This window comes from Mucilaginibacter gossypii (assembly GCF_900100945.1).
Taxonomy (GTDB): Bacteria; Bacteroidota; Bacteroidia; order Sphingobacteriales; family Sphingobacteriaceae; genus Mucilaginibacter; species Mucilaginibacter gossypii.
The window spans coordinates 363580-380524 of sequence record NZ_FNCG01000002.1 but is presented as its reverse complement, the minus strand read 5'-3'; the positions used below and the strand labels follow the sequence as shown (position 1 = coordinate 380524).

Below are 16945 nucleotides of genomic sequence, written 5' to 3'. Positions count from 1 at the left end.
AACTAACCCTTTCAATAATGTCTTTGTTTGGTTTCGCTTAGATTTTATCGATAGCTTTCCTACTCATTTTTTCAGAAGTTTTGAATTGACTGGGCGTTATCCCGGTGACGGCTTTAAATTGGGCAGACAAATGCGCACTGCTGCTATAGCCCATCTTCCAGGTGATCTCGTTTAGATTTAGCTCGCCATATTCCAGCAATTCCTTCACTTTCTCGATTTTCTGCTGGATGATAAATTTCTCGATGGTGGTATCTTCTGCATCAGAGAACATCCGGCTGAGGTAGGCATAATCCTTATTTAACCCATCTGACAGATATTGCGGGAAATTAAGATGCGTATCCGCCAAGTCGCTGTGGTGAACTTTTTCAATGATCAGACTTTTGATCCGTTCAACGACCCGGTCCTTTTCATTGTCAAGTAACTCAAAGCCCAGCAATTTAAACTGCGATGAAATCAAACTCAATTGCTCACTATTTAGTTCGGGGTTTACTGTAGCTGTGCCTAAGTTGACTTCGCCAACATCCAACCCGATATTTTCCAACTGTTGCCTGACTACCATGATGCAACGGTCGCAGACCATATTTTTGATGTGTAAAATCATTTTTTTCTTTAAACAATATTACGACTAAATTTTTTCAGCGTTATATCCCTTAGTTTTTAAAGCGGTTATAACGTCGTTAGCGTTAAATGCTTCGTCCGATTGCACAGTAAGGATCTTATCCGGGTTCGTGGTATCTACTTCCCATTTTTGTATGCCTTCCAGGTTGTCTAAAGCCGGGGTTACGGTTGCAATACAGCCACCGCATTTGATATTGGTTTTGAATTTTAAAGTTTCCATGATTGTTGATTTAAAAAATTAAAGATTAAGTTTTGAAAGTTTGAGCCGGAGGCTGTTGCTCACCACGGATACCGAACTCAAGGCCATTGCCGCGCCTGCGATCATCGGGTTGAGTAAAAAGCCATTGACCGGATATAATATCCCGGCGGCTATAGGTATGCCAATGAGGTTATAAACAAAAGCCCAAAACAGGTTTTGACGAATGGCACGAACCGTTAATTTGGAAAGCCTTAGCGCTTTGGGCACCTGCCGCAGATCAGAGGAAACTAAAGTGATCCTGGCAACGTCTATCGCAATATCAGAACCCTTACCCATCGCTATGGACACATCCGCCTGCGCCAATGCCTGGCTGTCATTTATACCATCGCCGATCATCGCTACGACTTTACCCATGGCCTGCAATTCCTTAATAAATCCGGCCTTATCCGAAGGCAGGGTATCGGCACGGTATTGTTCAATACCAGCCTCGGCAGCAATGGCTTCGGCGGTCTGCGCGTTATCGCCGGTCAGCATATAAACTTCTATACCCTGCAATTTTAACTGTCTTACCGCTTCGGCTGAACCAGATTTAATTTGATCTGCTATAGCTGCTATGGCCAATACGTGCTTATCATCTGCAAAATAGATCACAGTTTTAGCCTGTTTTAAAAAGCTATCAATATCGTTTTGCAACTCTTCCGGAATAACAATATGTTTTTCCTCAATCAGTTTATGATTTCCTGCGAAATAAACCTGTCCCTCAAATTCTGCTTCAACACCTTTGCCTGTTATGCTGTTGAAGGAGGTAATAGGAATAATCGTTGCAGTTTCTGATGTCAAATAGGAAACAATAGCTTCAGCCAACGGATGTTCTGATTGATGCTCTATTGATAAAAAGATAGTTTGCAACTGGTTCTGATCAAGCCTGGCTCGATCAGCCCATAAGAAGTTGGTTAAATTGGGTTTTCCTTCGGTTATCGTTCCGGTTTTATCAAGTACTACCACGTTTACTTTGTGGCCTGATTCGAGCGCTTCGGCATCTTTGATCAAAATCCCGTTTTCTGCGCCTTTGCCTATACCAACCATTATTGCTGTAGGTGTGGCCAGACCCAGCGCGCAGGGGCAGGCGATAACTAATACCGTCACCATAGCTAACAACCCTTGGGTTAAGGCATGTTGCCCTCCGAATAACAGCCAGGCACTTAAACTTAATAAAGCGATCAGCATGACTACCGGTACGAAAACGCCAGCAATCTTATCTACTAATTTTTGTACCGGTGCTTTGGAACCTTGCGCGTCCTGCACCAATTGAATGATCTGCGCCAGCATCGTACCCCCGCCCACCTTTTGGGCAGTAAAACGGAAACTGCCCTTTTGGTTCAATGTTCCGGCAAAAACCTGGTCCCCGGCCTTTTTTTCTACCGCAACAGGTTCGCCGCTGATCATGCTTTCGTCAACGAATGAGCTGCCTTCATAAAGCGTTCCATCGACCGGAATCTTGTCGCCCGGACGGACTAATAATTGATCGCCAACCTGAACATCGGACACCGGAATTTCAATTTGCCCATGAGCGGTTATCAATAGCACCGTTTGGGGTTGCAGCCCTATTAATTTTTTAATGGCGGAAGATGTATTTGATTTAGCCTTTTCTTCCAGAAGTTTGCCTAACATGATAAAGACGATTACGACGGAAGCGGCTTCAAAATACACATGCGGGTGCAGACCCTGCCGGTGCCAAAATTCAGGATAGGCCGTATTGAAAACGCTGAATAAAAAAGCAATACCGGTACTCATAGCGACCAGGGTATCCATGTTTGCCTTTCTGTGAACGGCTTGTTTCCAGGCATTTGTAAAAAAACTCCTGCCGGCTATGAAAAGCACAGGTGCGGTCAACATTAGCATGATATAATTGGCATAGGGTATATTCATAAATACCATGCCGATCAGTACAGTGGGGATAGTTAAAACACCCGCCCACATGATATTTCTTTTCAGCTTATTGTATTGATCCAGTTTCGCTTCTTCCTGTTTTTCTTTACCGTTAACGGTATCAATGATCAAATCATATCCGATTGACTGAACAGAACGCTGCAAACCGGCAGGCTCAATGATTTCGGGATGAAAGGCCACTTTGACGGATTGTGTGGCATAGTTAACTTCGGCCTTTTCAACTCCATTTTGTAAGCCGATCATCGATTCTACGCTGGATGCACAGGCGGCGCAGGTCATGCCAGTAACGGGGAAAGTGAGTGTAATCAAATGCTGTGCTGCCATGCGTGTAATTGTTTGATAAGACAAAATTACACCGGGCCTACACTTAAACTCTTACAGGATTCAGCGAAAGATTTATATAATTTGAAGATTTCGTACTGCGGTTTAATAATTGTTTACACATCAAGAAAAAAACATTCTCTATTAAAACATTTCATTGAATCAATGCTTTATAATCTACTATAATTAGCCAGACACTTTATAAAATTAGCCGCCCAAAATGGACATTCAGGATTCTGTCACTGTTTTTCGTACTATTATTGAATCCTCTCCATTTCCTATCTTCCTTTTAATGGGAGAAGAACTGGTTATTACCCTGGCAAACCCGGCGGTGTTAAGAACCTGGGGAAAAACAACAGTAGTATTAGGAAAAAAATTCGGCGATGCCCTTCCCCAGCTGAGAAATCAGCCATTTGAAAAACTTATTCGCAACGTATTTCGCACAGGCATTCCTTATTTTTCAGGAGATGTGGAGGCACAGCTTGAGGTCGGAGGCCAATTAAGGAACTACTTTTTGAATTGCTCTTATCAGCCCTTCAAAGATGCAGAAGGAAAGATCAGCGGTGTGATCTGCTTTGCCAACGACGTAACCACCAGGGTTGTGGCCCAAAAGCAGATAGAACAAAGCGAAAACAAATTCAGGCAATTAGTGACCAAGAGCCCTTATATTATGCTGGTACTAAACGGGCCTGAATTTGTGGTGGAAATTGCTAACCAGGCATTGTTCGATTACTGGCGAAAAACGCCCGAACAAACGCTGGACAAGCCTTTGCTGGAAGTACTGCCCGAATTAAAAGGCCAGTCTTTCCCCAATGTGCTTAAACACGTTTATGAAACCGGTGAGCCGCACGGAGAAGTTGAAACTCCGCATTTACTGGAAACGGCTGATGGGTTGATCACGAATTACGTTAGTTATCTGTACGAGCCGCTGCATAATTCCGATGGTAAGGTATCTGGTATTCTTGTAGCGGCCGAAGATGTGACGCAGCGCGTCGAAGATCGCAAACGAACAGAAGCTTCGGAAGCTTCGTTCCGGCTGGCTGTACAGGCAGCGGAACTGGGAACATTTGATAAAAATTTAGTTACCGGGCTGATGTACTGGGATCAGCGCTGCCGTGAGCTGTTCGATATAGACGGAGATCGTGAAGTAACCTATGAGGGGGATTTTCTCCCTGGACTTCACCCTGATGACCGGGAGCGGGTCGATTCATTGATCAAAGATTCAGCCTTCATCAAAAGCGTATCCAATGGCGACTATGACGTAGAATACCGCACGATCGGCGCAAAAGACAAGAAATTGCGCTGGGTCAAATCAAAAGGCAAGGTCTTTTTTGATCAAAAAGAAAAGCCTATCCGTTTTATCGGGTCTGTGTATGATATTACTGAACAGAAACTTGCGGAGATACGCAAGAATGATTTTATAAATATCGCCAGCCACGAATTAAAAACTCCGCTAACTACGGTTAAATCGTATATCCAGGTGCTTTTAGCTAAAGCGAAGGAGGATGACGATGACTTCAGGATCAACGCATTGACCCGCGTAGATAAGCAAAGCAATAAAATGCACAGCCTGATCCGTAACCTCCTGGACAATGCCCGGCTGCTGGAAGGCGAATTTAAGTTAGATATACATCCGTTCAATATCCATGAATTATTATTGGAAGTTGTGACAGATTTTGCGGTCATTTCTCCTTCTCACCCGATAGAATTAAAAGACTGCGAATCTGTAGTGGTGAATGCTGACCGGGAAAAGATCGGGCAGGTGATTGAGAATTTATTAAGTAACGCTGTTAAATATTCACCTAAAGGCAGCCTGATAATTGTACGTTGTAAAACAACGGATGGCTACGCCCAACTTTCGGTAAGCGATGAGGGGATCGGCATCAGGCGCCGCGACCAGGATAAATTATTCGAGCGCTTCTATCGTGTAGAGAATGAGCGGATCAAACAAGTTTCAGGATTTGGTATTGGGCTTTACCTGGTGGCTGAGATCTTAAAATACCACAACAGTCAGATCGCTATTGAAAGTGAGGAAGGTGCTGGTTCAACATTTTATTTCAAATTACCGCTGGCATAAAAAATCCAAAGAAGCAATCGCCTCTTTGGATGATATTTATTATTAATCAGGGGAACTACGCTAAGTTAGAAAATTTCTTTTAAGCAAATTTCGTTTTGTTAACCGCAATCTTCTTTTTTCAGTTTGCTAATTTCTATTTATCCATTGACACAATCTTTTTTATAGGCCATGAACTTTTCATCATGAATAATCTGGATGGTGGGATGCGTGATCTCAAACTGCTCGTGTAGCTGTTCCCTGATCTCCATTATAATATTATCGTCTTTATGATCCGGCACAAGCAAATGGACAGATAGCGCAGTTTGTGTGGTACTCATACCCCATATATGCAGATCGTAAACTCCTTTTACACCTTTTACGCCTGAAAAGTAGTTTTTAACTTTTGCAATGGAAATGCCCTCCGGGACAGCATCCAACGCCAAGTTGACTGAATCTTTTAGTAGGCCCCAGGTTCCCCAAACGACCACGATAATGATTATAAAACACATCACCGGGTCGATCCAGTTATAGTGTGTTAATTTAATAATGAAACCGGCAATGACCACACCCAGCGCGACAGCGGCATCAGCAGCCATGTGCAGGAATGCACCTTTAATATTCAAGTCTTCCTTTTGGCCTTTCATAAATAGCCAGGCGGTAAACCCATTGATCAGGATACCCACAGCCGCAACCCACATTACGATGTTTTCATCTACATTCTCTAAATGTTTGAATTTGTGTATGGCATCCCCGGCAATAATACCCATCGTAACCAACAGGATCAAAGCGTTAAGGATGGATGCTAAAATACTCATGCGTTTTAACCCGTAAGTATAGTTTGGCGAGGGTTTTTTAAGCGCAAAAGCTAAAGCACCCCATGAAAACCCCAGGCTTAAAACATCGCCTGCATTATGCCCGGCATCGGCCAAAAGTGCCGACGAATGGGCAATCAGGCCATAAATGACTTCCATCACTACGTAAGCAGTATTTAAAAATATCCCGATCATAAAAGCTTTACCATGATTGGAAGAGGTGTGGTCGTGTGCGTGTGCCATTGCGTTATTTTAGTTGTTAATTAGAGTTGGTCGTTTATTTTGATAATACCAGTTTTGAATAGGCTTCTTACCTCGTTAACAGGTATAGCTACAATTTGTGCTATCTCCTGAAAGTCAAAATCTTCCTGCGTTTTTAAAACTACAATAATTTGTTCTTGCTGCGTTAATCCCTGCAAACCCGCCGGGTGACTATTTTTCAACCTTGCGACCGAGAGGCGGTAGAGTGTGATAATTAAGGAATTGCTTTCTTGCTCTGCATTTGGCAATTTCCAGAATTTCAAGAAAACATCCTGTACTAATTCATCCGTAACCTCGTGTTCTAAACCTGTTCTGCGCAGGAAAAAGTATATTTTCTGCTGATACTTTTTCAGTACCTGTTCAAACGCTTCGCGCCTTGTGTTTTTGTTGTGCAACAACCCTAACAAGGCCCCATCATCTGTATCTGCCAACATAGCTTAACCTGTTTAGTGAATAATTTACTCCAGCTTCATTTTTTGTATCCTGACAGCATTCAGGATGGCTAAAAGCGCAACGCCGACATCGGCAATAACAGCTTCCCATAAATTGGCTACACCACCTGCTCCAAGAACCAATACAATGACTTTGACGACCATCGCGATGGTGATATTCTGCCAGACGATCTGTTTGGTGATCCTGCCGATTTTAATAGCGGCAGTTATTTTAGAGGGCTGATCATTTTGAATAACAATATCTGCGGTTTCTATAGTGGCATCGCTGCCTAAGCCACCCATCGCTATTCCGGCATCAGCCAGCGCCACCACCGGCGCATCGTTTACGCCGTCTCCCACAAATGCTATCCGATTGCCTGAATTTTTAAATTCCTGTACCTTTTGCACCTTTCCATCAGGCAGCAGATCTCCAAAGGCTTTATCAATACCTAACCGTTTGGCCACCTTATCAACTACCGCCTGTTTATCACCGGACAGCATAATGGTTTGTATTTTCAGGCTGTGCATCTGGTCGATGGCCTGTTTGGCATCTTCTTTAATTTCGTCTGCAATCGTCAGGTAACCTGCATACTTGCCATTAATAGCGACGACAACCACCGTATCAACCAATTGATCTACTTCCCCAGGGTAAGCGATATTGAATTTCTTTAATAGTTTGCTATTTCCGGCTACAACAGTTTTGCCTTCAACATCTCCTTTTAACCCATGTCCTGATATTTCTTGTACATCTTTTGCTTTCAAATCACCCAGCGAATCCCCCGCATAGGCAACAACTGCTTTTGCGATAGGGTGGGTCGAATTGCTTTCGATAGCAGCTGTGATCCTGACCAGTTCCTTTTGATCAATGCCATCAGTGATAACCTCCTGCACATTAAATACACCTTTGGTTAAAGTGCCTGTTTTATCCATAATGACGGTATTAATGGTCGTCATCACATCTAAAAAATTAGAACCTTTAAACAAGATACCGCTGCGGGAGGCCAGGCCGATGCCGCCAAAATAACCCAGTGGGATAGATACTACCAAAGCGCAGGGGCAGCTAATGACAAGAAAAACCAGTGCGCGGTAAAACCATTGATGGAAATTATAAGGGTCGGTAAAAAAATAGGGCGCAAAACAAACCAGCAAAGCAAGCGCAAAAACAATTGGTGTATAGATTTTTGCAAAACGGCTTATAAAAAGCTGCGTCTGTGATTTACGGGCTGTGGCATCCTGTACCATTTCAAGTATCTTGCTCAACTTACTATCCTTAAAGAGCGATTTCACCTGCACTTCTGATACCTTATCTAAATTGATCATCCCGGCCAGCACGGTTTCACCTTTTCTTTTGGTATCCGGTTTGCTTTCTCCGGTTAAAGCCGCAGTATTGAAAGTAGCCGCATCCGAATAGAGTTCACCATCCAGCGCAACCTTTTCGCCGGCTTTTACCTGGATTATCTCATCGATTTTGATTTCTTTCGGATCGGTAACTGATGTATTACCATCCCGAATCACTGTTACTTTATCCGGCCTGATGTCCAGTAAGGCTTTTATGCTCTTTTTGGCTTTGTTGACCGCCGCATCCTGGAACCATTCACCAATAGAATAAAACACCATAACCGCTACTCCTTCGCTGTAAGAGCCGATGCTGAATGCACCCAAAGTAGCTACGCTCATCAGGAAAAACTCATTAAAGAAATCAAAATGTTTGGCTTTGCGCCAGGCCATACCTAACACATTATAACCGGCAAGTAAAAACGCCACGGAAAATATGATCAGGTTAACGGGAAAGACCGGCTGAAATTCAAATCCAAACTCCAGGGTAAGCATAACCATCAAAATAGCTAAAGCGGTAAGCAGCGGCCAATGGCTTAGCCAGTTTTCTTCTTCAGCAGGTTTATTCAAATCCAGTGTTTCATCTTCTTCTTCCTCCTCATCCGATTTCAATTCGCGATCAGTATCCTTTATGATATTAACCTGGGCTTTATCTTCTCCTGTTTTTATGTGGCTATCCGGCAGATTTGTATCTGCCACACCGCTCTTAGTTTCTTTTTTCATAGTTTTAAATTAAACGGTTTATCCTTCTGAATCTAAAAACCAAAGTTCGGCTTCTGCAATTGCTTTTTTCAAGGCTATACCGGGTTCCAGACCATCCTGATGATAACCTTCTGCCAGTTCCAATGCCTTCTGTTTTACTTCGGGCCGCAGATCTTTCAACTGATCGTCAAAAGCCACAAATTTTTCTTCACTCATGATTAACATCTTCAAATTTAAGCAGGTATGCCCTGCAATCGTAGTGCATTAATTTTTACATTCAGCGCATAAGCCTTTGACAAGCAAGCTTGTTTCCTGCCTTTCGTAACCGCCCGGCAGTTTAACTTCCGGTATTTGCGTTTTAGGCAAACAGTGGGTTTCACCGCAATTCGTACAGTAAAAATGTACGTGGAGGTCGTGGTGTCCGTCAACGGTACAAGCCGGTTGGCAAAGTGCGAACTTAGTAATGCCAGTGCCATCATCGATCCGGTGTACTAACCCATGTTCTTCAAATGTTTTTACGCTTCTGTATAAAGTTACCCGGTCGGTTTTTTCGAGGCTTAATTCCATATCTGTTAAACTGACAGCGTTAGTTTGTTTAAGCAGGTAGTCCAGTACCACCAAACGCATAGCGGTGGGATTGATCCGCTTTTCCATTAATTTGTTTTCCAGCTCTTTCATAACCTATTCTTCCTCTGCGCTTCCTGAAGCTTTTGATTGTAAATAGAATGCACCTTTTAAAGCGATCATGACTGATGGCGGCATTTCTTCGATGGGTTTGATCTGTACAAAACCCAATTCCGTTACACCAGTAGTTATTTCTGCCTTTTTAAACTTTACGGTATTTTCTTTACCCTCTTTTTGCGCTGTAGTTACGACAATGAAAATATATTGTTTTCCCTCTGCACGAACGACCGCATCAACCGGTACAGCCGCTGTTAACCTGCTGCCTGTACTGATCAGCGCGGTTACATACATACCGGGGATCAGGTTCTTTTGCTCCTTGTTATTGATGACCGCATGAACTGTAACCCCTTTGCTTTCATTTTCAAAGGATTTATTGATACCGTTGATTGTTCCGGTAATCACTTGATTTTCCTGATTCGTTAACTGGAAATTTACTTTTTGGCCTACCTTAACGTGCATCAGGTCTTTCTCAAATACAGTCAGGTCGCAGTGTATTTTGGAGTTGTCCACCACTTCCATGATAGACGTACCAGGCTGCACAAAGGCACCTGTATTGGCTGTAATTTGTCCGACCGTGCCGCCGATAGGTGACAGTACCGGGAATTGGGAAACAATATTGCCGTTCGCTATTTTGCCCGGCGAAATACCCAACTGGCTTAACTGGCTTTCATAGGCTGTAATACGGGAACGTTCCGCATTATAAGTTGCTTCGGATGATTGGAACGATTTACCAGTACCCGCACCGGCTTCCTGCAATTGCTTCTGCCTGTTATATTCTGCCTGTACATAAGCGAAGTTGTTTTTAGCTGCTAAATAATCCTGTTGTATTTTGATCAGGTCCTGGTTCTTAATTGTAGCCAGCAATTGTCCACGTTTTACCTGCTGGCCCTCGATCACACTAATATGATTGATGATACCGCCGGACAGGATACTTACATCCGCTTTATTTTGTGGCGGTACTGCTAATTGCCCGTTGGCCTTGATCACCGAATCCAGGTTCTTTTGCGCTATCGGGCCGGTTACGATACCAACCGTTTGCATTTGTTCCGATGTCAATTCCAATCCTTCGGGTTTCTTTTTCGTAGTTTCTTCCGCGCCGCTGTTCTCTTTGCCGTCCGTTTCCTTTTTGCCGGAATCACCCGAACAGGAAGCAAAGGCTAACCCGATCAAAAAGGCAGCCGCTATTAGTTTATATTTTTGAATGTTCATTGTTTATTCTCCTTTGATAAATTGTATTTGAATGGCTGACTGGTTTAAGCGGCTCACCGCTTCGATGTAAGCTAATTTAACCTGTACCGCAGCGGACATATTTTGGATATACTCGATATAACCGATCTCGCCCAGGTTAAATGATACCTGCGCGATCCGTAACTGTTCATCAGCCTGCTTTAAACCGCCTGACCGGTAATAATCAACCGCCTGTTTAAATTTCTGGTATTGCTGTACTTCCTGCTCATATTGCAAACGTACCTGTGATTGTGTTTGCTGATAATTGGTTTGCGCGACCTGCGCGGATAGCCTTTCGGATTTGACCCTTGCCCGGTTAGCACCATTAAATATCGGCAGCGCAACACCTACCTGTATGCCTGCAATGCGTGTACCCGGTGAATACTCCCGGTTAATATTGGCAGGATTAAAACCGGAGATAACTAACTGCTGGTTGTAGCCTAAAGTCAGATCAGGCAACCCTTTTGATTTTTCAACAGCGATCCTCGCATTAGCGACTTCAATGTTTTGCAGGTCAACATTAACCTGCGGGTTATTAGCTACATTGATACTATCCGTTGGCAGGTTTAAAACCAAAGGCAAATTACCTTCAGCGATAACCAATGGCCCGGAAGTGTTAAGCAGTTGCTGCAAACTCAATTCATTGCTTCGCAGATCTGCCTCTGCCCCAATTTTGAGCGCTACAATTTCCTGATATTTGTTTCTCGCGCTGATGAGTTCCAAGTTGGAAGTTTCGCCTGTTTTAAACCGAACCTCCGCTTTTTTAACAAAGCCCTTATAAACGCTGTCCTGGTAATTCAGGATGCGCAAAGTTTCCCTGTTCAATAAATACGCATACCAGGCGCTCCGTACCTGACGGGTCACCTCGGCACGGGTTAAATGGCCTGTGCGTTCTGCCAATAGCGTTTGCTGGTTCAATAACTTACGCTGGTTTTTGTATAAGCCGGGCCAGGCGATATTTTGTGTGATACCTATAGCATTATCCATGTTACCGCCACTTGTCGGGTCTTGCGTTACCATCAATTCAGTTTTTGGGATATCCGTACCCGATCTTTGTAACGCCCTGGCCTGATCGACGGACAAACCAGCAGAGCGAATCTGTAGGTTGTTTTTAAGGGCCTGATTGATGGCACTGTCTAAAGTAAGCGGCACTTTGCTCTGTGCCTGGGCAGTGTTTTGCTGGAAAAAGCCAAAACCGAGGATCATCAACATGGTAGTCAACGCTTTAGGTACTTTGATCTTTCCGGCTTCTTTGCGGTTGAATAAGAGGTAAAGGCATGGTAACACAAACAGCGTTAAAAAGGTCGCGGTAATTAAGCCTCCTATTACAACAGTTGCCAATGGCCTTTGAACTTCAGCACCTGCGCTTGATGATAGAGCCATCGGCAGAAAACCTAACGAAGCCACGGAAGCGGTCATCAGTACCGGGCGAAGCCGGGTTTTTGTACCCTCTAACACGCGCTCATAAATATTGGTCATGCCTTCTTCCTTTAACTGATTAAAATAACCGATCAGTACGATACCGTTGAGTACCGCCACACCAAACAGGGCGATGAAACCTACCCCCGCGGATATACTGAATGGCATACCACGCAATAACAGAGCAGCCACGCCACCCATTGAAGCAAGGGGAACCGCTGTAAAGATCAGCAGGCTTTCTTTTACCGAACGGAAAGTCACATACAGCAACACCAGGATAAATAACAGAGCCGCAGGTACAGCGATCAGTAACCTCGCTTTGGCTGCTTGCAGGTTCTGGAACTGTCCACCATAGGTAAGGTAATAACCGGTGGGTAATTTCAATGCGGTATTAAGTTTTGCCTGTATTTCTTTAACGGTAGATTCTACGTCACGATCTTTTACATTAAAGCCGACGTAGATGCGCCTTTTACCATCTTCCCGCGATACCTGTGCAGGCGCATCTTTAAATGAAATATCTGCCACCTGGCTTAACGGCACTTTGTTGCCCGATGGAAGCGGTATTAACAGGTTCTCAACGCCGGATATATTTTCCCGTAAATCACGATTCAGGCGAACTACCATATCAAACCTTTTTTCACCCTCGAATACCACACCGGTCACACTTCCTGCAAAGGCGGTTTTAAGGATCATGTTTACATCGCTGATGCTCAAACCGTACTGTGCCATTTTATCCCGGTTATAGTTTACCTGTATTTGCGGTAGCCCGCTAACTTTCTCAACATAAGGTTCGCTAACCCCTTTTACAGGTGCGATCAGTTTGGCTAATTTATCGGCCTGTACCGCTAAAATATCCAAGTCATCCCCATAAATCTTGATTGCTACATCCTGCCGGATACCCGTCATGAGTTCATTAAAACGCATCTGCATCGGCTGGGATATTTCGACGTTAATGCCGGGAATAGCCGATAACGCATCCTCCATCTTATCGATCATCTCCTCCTTGTTTTTTGCAGACTTCCATTCCCCTTTAGGTTTCATGGCCAGCATCATATCGCCCTTTTCCATCGGCATCGGGTCGGTAGGTATTTCGGAACTGCCAATGCGGGTAACCGCCTGTTTAATCTCCGGAAATTGAGCTTTTAACAGCTTCTCTGCTTTACCGAAAGTTTTGACCACTTCGGTTAAGGAAGTACCTTGCATCATAGAAATTTCTACGGTCAGGTCGCCTTCATCCAAAGTAGGGATGAACTCCCCGCCCATACGGCTAAAAGCCCATATCGCAATACCAAATACAATAAATACGATGGTAACAGTAATCACTTTTATTTTCAATACGGCTATTAATGCACGATGGTATATCCGCTGTAAAAATTCTATGATTCGATCTGATATATTACGTTTGTGAGCTGTTTTTTTACTGAGAAACAGGGCGCTTGCCATAGGCACATAGGTCAGTGACAGGATAAATGCGCCCAAAATAGCGAAAGCCACGGTTTGCGCCATTGGCCTGAACATCTTGCCTTCGATCCCGACAAGAGATAATAACGGCAGGTAAACAATCAATATAATGATCTGTCCGAACGCGGCTGATTTCATCAGTTTGCTGGCACTATCCCGAACCTCCACATCCATTTGCGCGGTGGTGAGTTTTTCTACGCCTTTCTGTTTATAGCTGCCTGTCGTGATGTGATGTACCACGCTTTCGACAATGATCACCGCACCATCTACGATCAAACCAAAATCAATTGCCCCCAAACTCATCAGGTTACCGGATACGCCGAATAAACGCATCATAGAAAAGGCAAAAAGCATAGCTAAAGGAATGACCGAAGCGACAACTAAGCCTGCCCGTAAATTCCCCAACAATAACACCAGCACAAAAATAACGATCAATGCACCTTCTAAAAGGTTACGTTTAACCGTATTAATTGCCCGGCCTACGAGTTCTGTACGGTCAATGAACGGTTCGATAACGACACCCTCCGGCAGGGATTTTTGTATCTGTACCATCCGCTGTTTAACATTTTTGATCACTTCGCTGAAGTTCTCACCTTTGAGCATCAGGGCTACACCGGCTACAACCTCACCTTCGCCATTTCGGGTTACCGCTCCGTAGCGGGTCGCGCTACCGAATTGCACGGTGGCAATGTCCCGCACCAATATAGGCGAGCCTTTGGTATTGGCGACCACAATCCGGCGGATGTCGTCCAGGTTTTGCACCTGTCCCAGGCCACGGATAAAATAAGCGTTACGTTGCTGCTCGATATAAGAGCCGCCGGTATTTTCGTTGTTCTTTTGCAGGGCCTCATATACCTGCGGTATAGTAATACCCAAAGAGTTCAGCTTGTCGTTGTCTAAAGCTATTTCGTATTGCTTTACATAACCGCCCCAGCCGCTTACTTCTGCCAGGCCAACGGTTCCGGCTAATTGGGTACGCACCAACCAATCCTGTATGGTGCGTAGATCGGCAGCGGTGTATTTGTTTTCATAGCCCTTTTTTGTGTGGATCACATATTGGTAGATTTCACCAAGCCCGGTAGTGATTGGTGCCAGCGTAGGTTCGCCTAAACCTGTCGGGATACTGTTTTCAGCTTCTTTTAATTGGGAATTGACCTGCTGCCTTGCCCAATAAATATCTACATCGTCTTTAAAGACAATGGTAATGACCGATATGCCGGAACGGGATATTGAACGCTTTTCAATGATCCCGGCGATATTAGCCATAGATAATTCAATCGGAGCAGTAATAAACTGCTCCACTTCCTGCGCCCCAAGGCTGGGGGCCTGTGTAATGATCTGTACCTGGTTATTGGTAATATCGGGCTGCGCGTCAACCGGCAGGTTGTAGGCCGAATAAATGCCCACCAGTATTAAAACCAGTGTCATAATCCCGATAGTTACCTTGTTCCTGATAGAAAACGCGATAATCTTGTCAAACATAAATTGTAAAAATTAATACGAATACGGAAAAGCCGTGCAAAGTTGATTGCAGGCGAAAACATCAAGAAATTTCGTATTAACCTATTTGCGGGGGTTGCCAGATTTTGATTGGCTGTTTTTGAATAGCAGGAATGTCGTAATCAGGATATTCACTGGCGATTGTTTTTGTAAAAACGCCGATAGTTACAGTTACAGTTAAATCCCTGGCAGTTGAACAGCAAGAACAGGTACAAAAAGGAGGGCAGGTTTCCTGGCCGCGTTCGTCATTTGGTGCATGACTTTTTTGAATAGTAAGATGCATCACGCTGGCAATCATATCCTCTCTATCCTGACATGGCATTACCGCCAGCAAAGCAAAATAGATACTGAATATGACCGCAATGTATTTCATTCAAGGCAAATGTATTAGAATAATTCTAAATAACAAAATACGGCAGCAAATCAAAAAAAGCAACGCGAAGCTTTGCCCGCGTATTTGATAGGATTGTAACATCCGAAAAAGACTACGGCATAATGTAGCCACTTGATTCCTCCTGGCTACACCCTTCGGGACTTATTCCGTTTCCTTTTTACCTGCGCGGACAAATTTTAGGCTTTCTTTTTTTCCTTTTTCTTTTAGAAATTATTTACAAATAAAATCGAGTTAAATAAAAAATCCCCGACACTCGCTGCCAGGGATTTTTAACCTAAGTGATATGATTTGAACAAACATCCAGGCTCATAAAAATGTAGTTGAAGGAAAGGAGAACATTTTATGAGAAAGGCATTAAATACCGATGTCCATATCATGCCACAGCTGGAAAGGGCATGCGGACTGGACATGCACAAAGACAAGATTGTTGGGTTTATTTCATCCAAAGATGGTAGCGAACAGGAGCTAAAGGAGTTCGGTACATTTACTTGCGAGTTAAAGGATGTCAGGGATTGGCTGACACGGAACAAAGTTGAGCACTGCCTTATGGAAAGCACGGGCATCTATTGGATGAGTTTATATTTCATCCTTACCGAAGCAGGTATCAATGTCACTGTCGCAAATCCGGTTCACATTAAGCAAATTCCCAAACGCAAAACAGATCGTAAGGACGCCCGATGGCTGTGCACGCTCTTACTGCACGGCTTTGTACGCGCCAGCTTTATGCCGGATAACGACCAGCGCATTCTGCGCGATTATTGCCGCAGCCGGTTGTTTTATACCTGGCAGCAAACTAAAACACAGAACCGGCTCCTCAAGATATTGGAAAGCAATAACATTAAACTACGTTCAGTCATCAGCACTATTCATACTAAAACCGCAATGGACATCATTCGCCTTCTTGCTCGGGGCGTCACTGACAAAGAGGTCTTATTGAACTGTTCGAGAGGGCAAATCAAACAAAAAAGAGAGCGCTTGACTATGGCACTGGAAGGTACTTTACAGGAGCATCATTTAATTCAACTGCAAATGTTGCTTCAGGACTATGATCATGTTCAGAAACAAATAAATCGGTTAGAAACTTCAATAGATAATATCATCAGCGAGCACTACGCCCAAGCAGTAGAATGTTTAGATAGCATCAGTGGCATTGCTGTAAAATCAGCTCAAATCATTTTAAGCGAGGCTGGTAAGGATATGACACGTTTTCCTACTGCTGATCATTTTACCGCCTGGTGCGGTATTGCCCCAGGGAATAATGAAAGTGCAGGTAAAAGAAAAAGCACCGGTGTTAAAAAAGGCAACACCTACCTGCGTACCGCAATGGTTAGTGCAGCATGGGCGGCTATCAGAATGAAGGATTCTTACTGGCATGCATTATTCGACAAACTTCGTAAACGAATGAAAGCGCAGAAAGCGATCATGGCTGTTGCAAGACGATTGCTCAAAGTGGTTTACAAAACGCTGGAAACTTTAACGTTGTATAAAGAAAAAGGGATTGCTCACTTTGTTGACTTGCAAGCCAAAGCAGCCTTGTATTATAAGGCTCAACTATCGTGGCCTCAAAGCAATTGA

13 protein-coding genes are annotated in these 16945 nt (G+C 43.9%); 2 read left to right on the top strand and 11 right to left on the bottom strand.

Annotated features, from left to right (window positions below):
* Positions 1–37: 37 nt before the first annotated feature.
* Genes BLS28_RS05020 through BLS28_RS05010 form a run of 3 tightly spaced genes read right to left on the bottom strand, consistent with a single transcriptional unit; the run spans position 38 to position 3091 of the window.
* Complete coding sequence (locus BLS28_RS05020; RefSeq protein ID WP_091163198.1) at positions 38–601, bottom strand: helix-turn-helix domain-containing protein; 564 nt, start codon at positions 599–601, stop codon at positions 38–40.
* A 24-nt stretch (positions 602–625) separates the two neighbouring features.
* Positions 626–838 (bottom strand): heavy-metal-associated domain-containing protein, encoded by a 213-nt coding sequence (locus BLS28_RS05015; protein ID WP_091163197.1) that lies wholly within the window; start codon positions 836–838, stop codon positions 626–628.
* An 18-nt stretch (positions 839–856) separates the two neighbouring features.
* Positions 857–3091, bottom strand: coding sequence for a heavy metal translocating P-type ATPase (locus BLS28_RS05010; protein WP_091163196.1), 2235 nt, complete (start codon positions 3089–3091; stop codon positions 857–859).
* Between the two features lie 217 nt (positions 3092–3308).
* On the opposite strand from BLS28_RS05010, the gene BLS28_RS05005 reads away from it, so the two are divergent.
* On the top strand, positions 3309–5165 hold the full coding sequence (locus BLS28_RS05005) for a PAS domain-containing sensor histidine kinase (RefSeq protein WP_091163195.1): 1857 nt from the start codon (positions 3309–3311) through the stop codon (positions 5163–5165).
* A gap of 137 nt (positions 5166–5302) precedes the next feature.
* Here BLS28_RS05005 and BLS28_RS05000 read toward each other — a convergent pair whose 3' ends face one another.
* The 8 genes from BLS28_RS05000 to BLS28_RS04965 form a co-directional block, all read right to left on the bottom strand.
* Positions 5303–6199 (bottom strand): cation diffusion facilitator family transporter, encoded by an 897-nt coding sequence (locus BLS28_RS05000; protein WP_091163194.1) that lies wholly within the window; start codon positions 6197–6199, stop codon positions 5303–5305.
* A gap of 20 nt (positions 6200–6219) precedes the next feature.
* Positions 6220–6651, bottom strand: coding sequence for an RNA polymerase sigma factor (locus BLS28_RS04995; protein ID WP_091163193.1), 432 nt, complete (start codon positions 6649–6651; stop codon positions 6220–6222).
* A 24-nt stretch (positions 6652–6675) separates the two neighbouring features.
* Positions 6676–8484, bottom strand: a complete 1809-nt coding sequence (locus BLS28_RS04990) for a heavy metal translocating P-type ATPase (RefSeq protein ID WP_439822830.1) — start codon at positions 8482–8484, stop codon at positions 6676–6678.
* Between the two features lie 240 nt (positions 8485–8724).
* Entirely contained in the window at positions 8725–8901 is a 177-nt protein-coding gene (locus tag BLS28_RS30730) for a hypothetical protein (RefSeq protein WP_176844372.1), read from the bottom strand.
* A 48-nt stretch (positions 8902–8949) separates the two neighbouring features.
* Positions 8950–9363, bottom strand: a complete 414-nt coding sequence (locus tag BLS28_RS04980) for a Fur family transcriptional regulator (RefSeq protein ID WP_091163190.1) — start codon at positions 9361–9363, stop codon at positions 8950–8952.
* Between the two features lie 3 nt (positions 9364–9366).
* Positions 9367–10578 (bottom strand): efflux RND transporter periplasmic adaptor subunit, encoded by a 1212-nt coding sequence (locus BLS28_RS04975; RefSeq protein WP_091163189.1) that lies wholly within the window; start codon positions 10576–10578, stop codon positions 9367–9369.
* A gap of 3 nt (positions 10579–10581) precedes the next feature.
* Positions 10582–14958 carry a CusA/CzcA family heavy metal efflux RND transporter gene (locus BLS28_RS04970; RefSeq protein WP_091163188.1) on the bottom strand — a complete coding sequence of 1459 codons (4377 nt, stop codon included), beginning with the start codon at positions 14956–14958 and terminating at the stop codon, positions 10582–10584.
* 76 nt (positions 14959–15034) lie between these two features.
* A complete protein-coding gene (locus tag BLS28_RS04965) occupies positions 15035–15349 on the bottom strand; it encodes a DUF6660 family protein (RefSeq protein WP_091163187.1) in 315 nt (104 codons plus the stop codon).
* Between the two features lie 363 nt (positions 15350–15712).
* Between BLS28_RS04965 and BLS28_RS04960 the strand changes: the two genes are divergently transcribed.
* On the top strand, positions 15713–16945 hold the full coding sequence (locus BLS28_RS04960; protein WP_091163186.1) for an IS110 family RNA-guided transposase: 1233 nt from the start codon (positions 15713–15715) through the stop codon (positions 16943–16945).

Excerpts from the sequence above, each read along its gene's own strand:
- BLS28_RS05020 (WP_091163198.1), bottom strand. The coding sequence starts at position 601 with ATGATTTTACACATCAAAAATATGGTCTGCGACCGTTGCATCATGGTA.
- BLS28_RS05015 (WP_091163197.1), bottom strand. The coding sequence starts at position 838 with ATGGAAACTTTAAAATTCAAAACCAATATCAAATGCGGTGGCTGTATT.
- BLS28_RS05010 (WP_091163196.1), bottom strand. The coding sequence starts at position 3,091 with ATGGCAGCACAGCATTTGATTACACTCACTTTCCCCGTTACTGGCATG.
- BLS28_RS05005 (WP_091163195.1), top strand. The coding sequence starts at position 3,309 with ATGGACATTCAGGATTCTGTCACTGTTTTTCGTACTATTATTGAATCC.
- BLS28_RS05000 (WP_091163194.1), bottom strand. The coding sequence starts at position 6,199 with ATGGCACACGCACACGACCACACCTCTTCCAATCATGGTAAAGCTTTT.
- BLS28_RS04995 (WP_091163193.1), bottom strand. The coding sequence starts at position 6,651 with ATGTTGGCAGATACAGATGATGGGGCCTTGTTAGGGTTGTTGCACAAC.
- BLS28_RS04990 (WP_439822830.1), bottom strand. The coding sequence starts at position 8,484 with ATGGTTATGCTTACCCTGGAGTTTGGATTTGAATTTCAGCCGGTCTTT.
- BLS28_RS30730 (WP_176844372.1), bottom strand. The coding sequence starts at position 8,901 with ATGAGTGAAGAAAAATTTGTGGCTTTTGACGATCAGTTGAAAGATCTG.
- BLS28_RS04980 (WP_091163190.1), bottom strand. The coding sequence starts at position 9,363 with ATGAAAGAGCTGGAAAACAAATTAATGGAAAAGCGGATCAATCCCACC.
- BLS28_RS04975 (WP_091163189.1), bottom strand. The coding sequence starts at position 10,578 with ATGAACATTCAAAAATATAAACTAATAGCGGCTGCCTTTTTGATCGGG.
- BLS28_RS04970 (WP_091163188.1), bottom strand. The coding sequence starts at position 14,958 with ATGTTTGACAAGATTATCGCGTTTTCTATCAGGAACAAGGTAACTATC.
- BLS28_RS04965 (WP_091163187.1), bottom strand. The coding sequence starts at position 15,349 with ATGAAATACATTGCGGTCATATTCAGTATCTATTTTGCTTTGCTGGCG.
- BLS28_RS04960 (WP_091163186.1), top strand. The coding sequence starts at position 15,713 with ATGAGAAAGGCATTAAATACCGATGTCCATATCATGCCACAGCTGGAA.